Source organism: Photobacterium lutimaris (assembly GCF_003025555.1).
Taxonomy (GTDB): Bacteria; Pseudomonadota; Gammaproteobacteria; order Enterobacterales; family Vibrionaceae; genus Photobacterium; species Photobacterium lutimaris.
In genome coordinates this window covers 155,553-165,297 of sequence record NZ_PYMH01000013.1, presented here as the reverse complement: position 1 = coordinate 165,297, position 9,745 = coordinate 155,553, and the positions used below count along the sequence as shown (strand labels likewise).

Here is a 9,745-nt window from a genome sequence, read left to right as displayed (position 1 = left end):
GAGGCAGAGGCAGAGGCAGAGGCTAAAGCCAAAGCTGAGGCAGAGGCAGAGGCAGAGGCAGAGGCTAAAGCCAAAGCTGAGGCAGAGGCAGAGGCAGAGGCAGAGGCTAAAGCCAAAGCTGAGGCAGAGGCAGAGGCCAAAGCAGCAGCCGCTTCAAATGATGTTACAACAGAGCTTGGCGAGTGCACTGTCACACCAAGTGCTCAAACTGAGCAATTGTTTAACTTTATGGCAATGCAGTTCAGAAACGGTCAGTCAGACCTAGCTCCAATGCGTAACTTCATGGAAGCTGCTACTGATTCGAATGACATTGAGTGGATGAAACACCAGATCAAATTACTTGAAATGGAAGAAGCCGCTTAATAGTTAGACCCCCACACTGCCCCTTCATTTTGAAGGGGTCCACCAATCCCGAAAGGGCTAAAATGAGTATTGAATTATGAACAAGAAAACTACTAATAGCGCACTGTATCGTGGTCTTATCCATCACTGGAACCAAAGCAAGGAACGTGTTCGATTTGGTTACTGGTTGTTAGCAACAATGCATGAGGTTTCCCCTAACGTTATGGGAGAAATAGACTCCAAGCAATTGCTCAATGACCACAAAGCCCAACGTGACAAGTTTAGTAAGTCTCTTTCTCGATTTAGTGTGAAAGAGCGTAATGAGCTTAAGTCTAAGCTAGGTTCTCGCTGGAAAGAGGTTGAAACGCTATGACGGTACAGTTGGATTTTGCTGCAGACATGAAGTTAAGTGTTGGTGGAGCATTTCCAATTCTACGCCGGAAAGCATCCCCAACCAGACGCACCAAGGCCAAGTTACTTCCTTGTGAATCTCTATTACCACTGCTTTACCCTGATGAGTTCAATGAACTGGTCATTGACGAAATCAAGAGTAATAGCGGAGAGCAATTTATACATTGGGTTGTTAACGACATTAAACAACTTCAATGGTTGCTGGTGGTAGACATGAACGACTCTATTCTCTCGCTAAAAACTAGCTTAAGGAAGATGGAGGAAGTTCTTGAATGGATCATTCGGCCAAACCAACACAAAGATAACTTTACTTTCTACGTATGCATGAAGGAACTGTATGGTTTGGAATATCGGGAAGCACTGGATCGTGTAACCGATATGATTGAAACAAAGCTTTATTCATTGCGCCAATGGAGAAGAAAGCACAATCAAACCGAACCTAAACCGGTTGAAATTCTGCTGAAAAAATTCCTACGCAAGCTGGGACTCTAACCTAGCCCACAAGCCAAATCATATGATGATTTGGCTTTTTACTAACTGTCACAATGACTGTTAGTAAAAAGCTTGATTGGAGGGCTAAACTTGAAACTGATTATCGCTGAAAAACGTGAAGTTGCAGAATCGATCGCAAACACACTTAGCTCTCGACCTGTTGCTAAAAATGGGTATTTTGAGTGCCAGGATATATCTGCAAATGTAACGTATGCTTTGGGCCATTTATTACGCTTGAAGGAGCCGGAGGCTTTTAGCCCGGATTATAAAAAATGGGCACTCGATCACTTGCCGCTCTCTTGGCCAGTAGAAATGGAGCCAAATCCGAACACGAGGAAACAACTACGTATAGTTCTAGGTTTAATAAAGAAAGCATCAAGCCTTGTTTGTGCGACTGATACTGACGCGGCTGGGCAGTGCATTTTTGATGCGATAATTGAATACTCTGGATCTAAATTACCAACGCAGCGAGCATTAATTAACGATAACAACCTGATTGCAAAGTCTTTTGAGAACTTACAGCCCAACGTAAACTTTAGGGGCTTATACCTTGAAGAGCTCGGGAGACAAATCTCTGACATGCGCTTTGGCATTAACTTAACTCGCCTTATCACCTGCCAAGCTCAAGCTCAAAATTATCAGACTAAGCAGCCTTTTGTCGTAGGGAGGGTAAAGAGTGTAATTCTTGGCCTCGTGGTTCGTAGGCAACGACAAAGAGAGACACACCAAGAGCACTTCTACTACCAAGTAGGATGTGAGTCCGTAGTCGGTAATGCTCAGCTGTCATTGAAGTATCAGCCCAGCGATACAGACCCGGTTGATGATAAAGGTAGGTTAGCTGAACTGTCGTTTGCTCAATCTATCGCTAATCGTATCAATGGCCAACAACTTCGAATAGAAGACAACAAAGAAACCACAACGACCACCAGCGGCCCACTTCCTTTTGATTTGCTATCTTTGCAGGTAGAGGCCAACAGAGTTATCGGCGGTATCTGCAGTGATCCAGAGAAAGTGTTGGAAATAACCCAGACCCTCAGAGACAAGTACAGAGCCATAACTTACAACCGAAGCGATTGCCGATACCTAAATGACGAGTCGTTTGCTGATGCACCTGGTCTCATTCAAACAATTAAACAAATACCAGAGCTTGAGCCGCTGGCGTCTATAACTCAACCTTCGATCAAGTCTCGCGCATTTAATTCGTCACGCGTCACAGCTCACACAGGCATTATTCCTACAGGCAACATTAGTGGGGTGGATGAAATGACTGACGAAGAATTTGATGTCTACTCTCTAATCGTACGTAATTACCTACTGCAGTTTCTACCAAAAAAAGAAGAACTGGTGAATGTTATTCACGCTACTGTTGACGGCCTCGCATTTACTGCGAAGTACCGCACTCTGATCCACCATGGCTGGGAAATTGCGTTCATGCGTGATGAAAGCTTCTCTGATGATGAGGATGAAGCTAATGACGACCTAGTTCCGCAAACTAATTTATCAATGGTCACGCCAGGCTTAATTGGTACCGCGACTGGCACGCTTAAAACTGAGAAAACAAGACCACTACAAAGTTACACTATGCGAACACTACTTCGCGACCTCATGCACACTGCCAAGTACGTAGATGACCCAAAAATCAAAGCAATGTTGCTAAGTAAAGATGAGGGAAAGCAAGATACTGGCGGCATCGGCACAGCTGCAACCAGAACTGGGATTTTGAAGGAGCTATTTGAACGAGGGCAATTAGTAGAAGACAAGAAGAACATCATACCAACTGAAGCTGGTTATTTGCTATATGACCTATTGCCGGATGCGATAACCTCTCCCACTACTACCGCGATATGGTCACATAAACAGTCTCAAATCAGGAATGGCAACATGTCAGTTCCCCAGTTTGTAGAGCAAGTTCAAGAGCTGATAACGCGTAATGTCGTATCGGTAAAACAGAATGGCTTAGATATCCCTCATCACCAAACCGTTGAGCAGAAAACAGAGCAGTGCCCAAAGTGTAGCGGTTCAGCATCTATGGTAAACGGCAAATTCGGACAGTTCTTCTCATGCAAAAACTGTAATTCAAATTTTAGTGCTCTAAACGGGAAGATCTTCTATAAACCCTGCCCGGAGTGTTCGAGTCAATTAAAAGTTATTAACGGTAATAAAGGTGAATTTATTGGATGTTCGGGCTATGACAAGGGGTGCCGTTATACTGAGCAGATCTAACTCGTTACGGTTGCATGATTTGCTGCAAGTGTATGGTGTGTTGGCCTATCGAAAAACGGAGATTAAGATGACTTATCCAAGCCGACTATCAAGCAACCTACAAGACGCACTACATTTTGCAGCTAAACATGAGGGTTTTAACCCTGAGAATGCAATGCCTCTGATTGAAGAAGAGCTAACTGAGAAAGAGTATCAACTAGCAAATGAATTTTTGACCTGGGTGCATAGCAATAACAAAACATACGGTTGGAACTTACTGGAAGTCTATGCTGAGTTCCACCAGCAGCAATCATCTCAATGATTACAGAATTAAAAATATGGTAGATGTAAACACACAAGGTGTAAATGAAGCCTTTAAGCGCCTAAGCCAAGCAGCTCTGGTTGAGGTAGATGAACTTGGAGTTTGCGTCGTTAACGCAGATGATTTAGCAACAATTTTAATGGCTTACACCTTTGCTACGCAAAAAGACAAACATGTAAGCCCGTTGACATTATCAAGAGGAACAAGCGAGGGCAATATCACAACTATGCCGGCTATTGATGCAATGACCTCTGGCATATCGGTTCTACCAGAAAGCGACTAAGCCAAACAGCTATCGCTATAAGCAAGAGTTGTAACTTTTTCTGCCAACTTATTTAGCTCAGTGGAGACTGCTGGGCTTTTATGGTACTTGATTATCTTGTCTAAGGCCGATATGCCTTTTGCTCCTAGCTTAGCTATTTGAGTCGCATGCAAATGGCTTTTTTTCTCATACCGCTTTTTAAACCTACCAAGCAAGAGCAAGTCCACGATCGCAGGTGTTGTATCGTAAGGTATATACGTTGTGACTAACCAGCTATCCACACACTGTCGCACTTTTAACTCAATCTCTAGCGTGTTTGTTTTGTCCTGAGTTACACCATCTACAAAATGACTATAACCTTGATCTTTGGTGTGGGTGATCATCTTGTGTATTGCCAGTTTCAAATCGCGCTTCTGTAAGATCGACCTTTCTAATGTTCGCCAACACTTAGGAAATATGACATCAAGCACCTCGGTATTTTCAATGGCAATCACGGTCTCATTCGTTACTGAGTCGGCAATATTATCCAGCATTAAAATCACATTTATTATTGGTGCCCAGTAATCATCACTAACCTGACCTGAGTTCAACAACATGCTAACCACTGCCACCCTATCCACCAATGCATCAATAGAACTCTGACCTAGAGAGCTTTCACACAAACAACTCATAATGTCATTTGTGGTGGCAGGTGTTGGTTCAGCATCTGCCAACTTGCTGGGGTCGAGTGCTTGCCCTAGAAAAAAACCATAAAACGGTATTAGAAGGTTTGCACTGTGAAGGTTACTGAGAAGCGCATCTAAATCGACAGGGTTAAATTTGAGTGTGTTTTGCTTGAAATTATAAGCACAAAAGTGCGCGTTACTAATCTCACCTATATCTCTTAGCTCTCGGACATACACCTCTCTTTCAGCCTGACTATTGAATGTTGCTAACACATGGTAGTTCAAGCCAGATACATCCGTCTCTATGTGGTGATTATTCAGCATTTGTATCTTCCAATATTCCTCTTCTGAATTACTAATTGCTTAGTAACCCTGTATCGCTAAGTTGATTCAGGGGTGCAATACGCACTGAAATCTATTTTCGGGTATTTAATTGGGGGGTATAAATCAGAAAGAATAGGTATTCGAAAAAATACTTCTTGGCAAATATTAGCTTAGAGCAAACCAATTGTTGAGAAGGAACATGATAAAACGCACGATGACTGCCCTGTTAGCTACAGCAGTCTTGTCTGGGTGCCAAGCGGTACCCACGGACATTCAAACAATAGAGCACCGAGTTTACAAAGTAAACAAAGACTCTCAAATTCAGCTGGTTGCAAGCGATTTGGCTGTTGAGCTAGGCATTCACGGCGTCGAATGGCATTCCTCTCTACGTCCATGGAACTACCAAACGCTGCGGACACGTTCAATCAGCCTTGATGAGCAAGATAAACAAGCCGCGTTCCTTGTCCTATTCAGGGATACAGGACTATTGCCCTACTACGATCAGAAAGAAAACCGAATCGTGGTTGAGCCGTTTGCCACAAACATCAAAGACACCACTCGATTTGAACCTGCATTTAACCGTGCAAGCAATCAATCAACCGAGCTAAGAGCGAACGCCCTAGAGCAGCAGCTTGCGCATCAATCACTACAGACCTTCAATATCTATCGTGATGAAACCCTTCGTGACACAGTTAATCGCTGGGCTAGAGTCGGTTCTGTACCAAGCATCATTTGGTATATCAATGATGAAGAGCAGAAGAAAATTGTTTCAAGAACCATGCGAGCTGACTCTGAGCTTATTGCTACCGATGCCTTACACGCAATAGATACGTTCCTATCGTCGGTTAACTCTCAGAATACTGGCCGTAGCTTTAACAGCCAATATGACGCAGATAATAACGCTCTAATTATTCATGGTATGGGTAAATCTGAACCGCTTGAGGTATTCCAGATAGAGCAAACCGATACGAAGAGTAATTTAACCCGCCTAGCGAATGCTTACCAAATCCGACTTGTGTACGAGGGTGACGTTTACCGAGTAAACCAAGGCTTCAAGACAGTCATTACATCAAATGTTCAGAAAACGTTTGATGAACTTCTCACGCAGTACCCAATGACTGCCTCTTACAACGAATCCACACGAACAGTGACAATTAGACCGATATGAGAATGAATAGAAATGCTTTAGCTATTGCAGTTGCACTAGTTGCTTCCGGTTGCTCATCTACGGCTGATGTACAGGGGAGCGCTCCGTTAAATCAGCCAGATATGGGTGAGCTTGTAGTGCTCAACTCAAATGAACCGGTTGCACCAGCGATTGATACGACGAAACCAGTGCAAGGCAGTACGGTGAACGTATTAGCTTCTAATTCCACCACTACTGAAGCCATTGATCAATCCGATACTTTGCTTCCGGTAATTGAGGAAGTAAAACCAACGAAGCGCGAACTGCGAGAGGTATACACAGCTGTATCTAGTGATACGGTGCGCAACTACATGTTGATGCGCGGTGAGACTTACCGCAATGCCATCTACCGTTGGTTACACAACGAAGGTTACTCAAAGGTAGGTGAGCTCTTAGATGAAGCTGACAGAGCTTTACTGGAAACAGAAATTGCTAGCGACCACATGTTAACCACAACTTTTGATGACGCTCTTGCCCACATCCACTCCGAAATTTTGGATGCAATGGAACCTGGTGAGAAAACTAACTTTCAAATCCATTTTGAGCCAGATGCCAAAGAAGCTGTCCTGAGTTCGTCGATCCTACCAACAACCATGTTCTTGGTTACCAAAGGGACGTTGAAAGACAACTACCTATCTCTTGGTGAGCACTACCAATGGAATGTCGATGAACGGTTTTATCTTGCAACTAACTACGAAGTACCATTCTCGTTCGTCATTGTTACGGAAAAATACAACGTGAAAGCGGCAATTGAAGAACTACTAGCACCATATGAAGACTTGCGTGCTGGAATCGTGCCGTCTGGCCGTGAAATCTACATCATGGGAGATAAAGATGCTAAGTAGTAGCAAGAAGTTAATCGCCAGTATTTTGTGCGCCACTCTTATTAGTGGTTGCACAGCGTTCCAGTACAAGGAAAACCTTGAACGTACTCAAGAGCAGTTTACACAAATGGATGAAATTGAAACTGCTGCCGTGTACCACAAAGTAGAAGAACTTAAAGCTCCACCGGTTCGAGTGCGAGCACTTAAAGAAGAGAAGGTGATTGGATGGCTGAAAGATCCAATTGAAATCAGTGCAAACCGCCTAGCTTTGTCCTTGGTTATTGAGGATATATTAGGTGATGATTTAGAAGCTGAATACGATTTTGATATCAATCCGAACCAACAAATCTCTTTTGTTTACCGTGGCACCAAGCGCGGTGCGTTGGCAATGGCAGCTCTACAAGGTGATTTTGACGTTGTACCAAGTGAAGATGGTGTGATGGTGAGAAAATACTTAACTGAAACCTTCCCACTGCCAACAGTTTCCGGCAGCAGCTCATTCCAAATCGGTTCAAATTCAGGTGGTTCTGGTTCAGATAACTCAAGCTCTATCGGCGGTGAAATCAGCGCTACTGGTGCTGGCGATGGTCAATTTTCTAATCATGGTGCTCAGTCATTCAATACAACTGAACATATCTACAATGGTATTCGCTCAATAATCTTGGAGCCTGGGTCTACCTCTGACACGATTGGTTCAGTGGAAGCTATTCCTGCACTATCTAGCATTGTTGTTCGCACTACTCCTAGTCTAATGAAAGACGTTAAAAAATTTGTAGATCGTTCTGTTGAGGAGATGTCTAAGCAAGTATTCTTGGAAATTGAAGTGCTGGAGTGGCAAGTTGCCGAAGGCAGTGAGTTTGGCTTGGATGGTCTTTTTGCTGTTGATACCGGTAACGGTTCAGTCAACGTTGATTTAAGTGCTCCGGGTCTATCTGACCTTGGCAATCTCGGTGCTGGTTTTGTTGGTGCTGGCAAGTTCGATGGCACAGCGATGTTCCTTAAAGCACTCAAGAGCCACAATGAAGTTGCGGTAACAACATCTCAAAAGGTGAGGGCCTCTCACCAGCAGATGCAGGAAGTTGATAGCAGCGATCTTCGACAATACATATCTCGCACGAGCACTACTTACGAGAATGACAATGCAAACCCTGCCGTAGAAATCGAACAAGACACAGTACGAGATGGCGTTAAGATGCTAGTGATCCCGAGTGTTTTTGATGACCATGTACAGCTCAAAATGAACGGTGTTCTATCAAAATTTGTTTACTTTGATGACCAGTCAATTGCGGGTGTTACCGTTCGCTCACCAAGAACTCGACAAAGCCGATTTAATATTAGTGGACGTTATAACTACAACGAGCCAGTGATTGTTACACAAATGAAGCAAGTATCTGATCAGTCTCAAACAGCGACCTATGGTGAGGTTTTGCCTTCGTCAATGGGTGAACGTCGAGTTCTAAACACGCTAGTTACTGTTACACCACGTAGAGCGGAGTAATTATGCCACTTCGCATAGACCCAAATACCAAAATACAAGCGGTTAACCTAGATGTTACCGAAGTATCAAAGCGAAGCGTCACTTCTCAACTGCGTAGCTCAGTAGAGAACGCTTACGATGTGGTTATAGAGCGTGATGACTTTATCATCCGTTACTCTGACAAGGTAAAAACCTATGCCCACATCGAAGCTTACATTGGGTGCGTAAATACAATCTCTGATGAAGTACCGGCACGCTATTTAATATTGGTTGAACAACCGACCAGTGCCGGTATTACCTATATTGTTGTAGTCGTTGAAAACAACATTCCTAGAGATGTTCAACCTAAAACAATAGACGCTGTAAAGCGTCTGTTGGGCGGGTGTGAGTATGTATATTTTGATGCGCCGTCTTTAATTGATACACACGAAAACTGGGTGGAAATTGAAACTCCAGAAGTCGACCTTTCTCTTGAGCTAAAGAGCCAAGGCGAGCGACTAAAGAAGTTTATTCCACCTATAGCTATCACTCTAATTATTGTGATGAGCGGTATTGGTTTTCAGGCTTGGAGTCGTTACACCACAAACCAAACCTTGCCGGTAATTGAGCGTAGAGTTCTAGTTGATCCGTTTGAGCAATATAAAAACGCTCAAGAAAATAAAATTTCAGCAGGAAAAGTTTTATTCGCCGCTAAGCGAGGATTAGTAACTTATCGAAACGAAATGCTTCCTCCTGGCTGGACTTTTGACAACATTCAACTATCTGGTCGAACCCTTACTGGGCCTATTGGTATGCGAGTTGGTGTCAATAGCGGGCAAGGTGCTCTAATTCGTCAAATGAAAGACTTCATTGACACTCATCCATCTGGTGACTTCTTGTTTGTACGTGGCCAAAACGCCGGTATGAACATACCACTAGTTGCTGACGGTCAGTACCTATCCCAGTTCCAAACTGATTTTGTTGAATTGAGAGAGATGATACTCGATGGCGCCATGCTATTGGGTGCGAACTCTATTAACTCTAACGCAGAGTCAAAATTTGGTAACTACCGAACACAAACCATCCGCATGTCCTTCACTGGTATGAGTTTACTAGAACTAGGTCGTCTAAGTCGTCTTATGGCAAACCAAACGGTATATGCCGACTCACTTGAGATACAACGTAATGGAACACTTGTCTCAATCGATCTGACTTTATCAATCTTTGGTACCGAACCAAGCAATAATGAGGAGGCTTAA

General features: G+C 43.6%; 11 protein-coding genes. 10 read left to right on the top strand and 1 reads right to left on the bottom strand.

The features are described 5' to 3' along the window. The 6 genes from C9I99_RS21820 to C9I99_RS21795 all read left to right on the top strand — a co-directional run. Window positions 1–363, top strand: a 363-nt coding sequence (locus tag C9I99_RS21820) for a hypothetical protein (RefSeq protein ID WP_211321960.1), incomplete at its 5' end; no start/stop codon positions are given. 76 nt (window positions 364–439) lie between these two features. Next, a complete protein-coding gene (locus tag C9I99_RS21815) occupies window positions 440–715 on the top strand; it encodes a hypothetical protein (protein ID WP_107350952.1) in 276 nt (91 codons plus the stop codon). Next, entirely contained in the window at window positions 712–1,245 is a 534-nt protein-coding gene (locus C9I99_RS21810; protein ID WP_107350951.1) for a hypothetical protein, read from the top strand. The genes C9I99_RS21815 and C9I99_RS21810 overlap by 4 nt, the downstream gene beginning before the upstream one ends. A 90-nt stretch (window positions 1,246–1,335) precedes the next feature. Continuing rightward, window positions 1,336–3,468, top strand: coding sequence for a DNA topoisomerase (locus C9I99_RS21805; RefSeq protein WP_133638265.1), 2,133 nt, complete (start codon window positions 1,336–1,338; stop codon window positions 3,466–3,468). A 67-nt stretch (window positions 3,469–3,535) separates the two neighbouring features. Further along, a complete protein-coding gene (locus C9I99_RS21800) occupies window positions 3,536–3,769 on the top strand; it encodes a hypothetical protein (RefSeq protein WP_107350949.1) in 234 nt (77 codons plus the stop codon). Then, the gene (locus tag C9I99_RS21795; protein ID WP_133638266.1) at window positions 3,735–4,052 is read left to right on the top strand and encodes a hypothetical protein; all 318 of its coding nucleotides are present in this window, start codon (window positions 3,735–3,737) and stop codon (window positions 4,050–4,052) included. The genes C9I99_RS21800 and C9I99_RS21795 overlap by 35 nt, the downstream gene beginning before the upstream one ends. On the opposite strand, the gene C9I99_RS21790 is transcribed toward C9I99_RS21795, so the two are convergent. Then, window positions 4,049–5,020, bottom strand: a complete 972-nt coding sequence (locus C9I99_RS21790; protein ID WP_107350947.1) for a hypothetical protein — start codon at window positions 5,018–5,020, stop codon at window positions 4,049–4,051. The two genes, C9I99_RS21795 and C9I99_RS21790, sit on opposite strands and share 4 nt — an antisense overlap. Window positions 5,021–5,219: 199 nt before the next feature. On the opposite strand from C9I99_RS21790, the gene C9I99_RS21785 reads away from it, so the two are divergent. The 4 genes from C9I99_RS21785 to C9I99_RS21770 all read left to right on the top strand — a co-directional run bounded on the left by C9I99_RS21785 (window position 5,220) and on the right by C9I99_RS21770 (window position 9,745). Beyond that, window positions 5,220–6,188: a hypothetical protein gene (locus tag C9I99_RS21785; RefSeq protein ID WP_133638267.1), complete on the top strand. Its 969-nt coding sequence runs from the start codon at window positions 5,220–5,222 to the stop codon at window positions 6,186–6,188. Between the two features lie 101 nt (window positions 6,189–6,289). Next, entirely contained in the window at window positions 6,290–7,051 is a 762-nt protein-coding gene (locus C9I99_RS21780; RefSeq protein ID WP_133638268.1) for a hypothetical protein, read from the top strand. Then, a complete protein-coding gene (locus C9I99_RS21775) occupies window positions 7,041–8,528 on the top strand; it encodes a hypothetical protein (protein ID WP_107350944.1) in 1,488 nt (495 codons plus the stop codon). Before C9I99_RS21780 ends, C9I99_RS21775 begins: the two co-directional genes overlap by 11 nt. 2 nt (window positions 8,529–8,530) lie before the next feature. Continuing rightward, complete coding sequence (locus tag C9I99_RS21770) at window positions 8,531–9,745, top strand: hypothetical protein (RefSeq protein WP_107350943.1); 1,215 nt, start codon at window positions 8,531–8,533, stop codon at window positions 9,743–9,745.

Excerpts from the sequence above, each read along its gene's own strand:
- C9I99_RS21815 (WP_107350952.1), top strand. The coding sequence starts at position 440 with ATGAACAAGAAAACTACTAATAGCGCACTGTATCGTGGTCTTATCCAT.
- C9I99_RS21810 (WP_107350951.1), top strand. The coding sequence starts at position 712 with ATGACGGTACAGTTGGATTTTGCTGCAGACATGAAGTTAAGTGTTGGT.
- C9I99_RS21800 (WP_107350949.1), top strand. The coding sequence starts at position 3,536 with ATGACTTATCCAAGCCGACTATCAAGCAACCTACAAGACGCACTACAT.
- C9I99_RS21795 (WP_133638266.1), top strand. The coding sequence starts at position 3,735 with ATGCTGAGTTCCACCAGCAGCAATCATCTCAATGATTACAGAATTAAA.
- C9I99_RS21790 (WP_107350947.1), bottom strand. The coding sequence starts at position 5,020 with ATGCTGAATAATCACCACATAGAGACGGATGTATCTGGCTTGAACTAC.
- C9I99_RS21785 (WP_133638267.1), top strand. The coding sequence starts at position 5,220 with ATGATAAAACGCACGATGACTGCCCTGTTAGCTACAGCAGTCTTGTCT.
- C9I99_RS21780 (WP_133638268.1), top strand. The coding sequence starts at position 6,290 with ATGGGTGAGCTTGTAGTGCTCAACTCAAATGAACCGGTTGCACCAGCG.
- C9I99_RS21775 (WP_107350944.1), top strand. The coding sequence starts at position 7,041 with ATGCTAAGTAGTAGCAAGAAGTTAATCGCCAGTATTTTGTGCGCCACT.
- C9I99_RS21770 (WP_107350943.1), top strand. The coding sequence starts at position 8,531 with ATGCCACTTCGCATAGACCCAAATACCAAAATACAAGCGGTTAACCTA.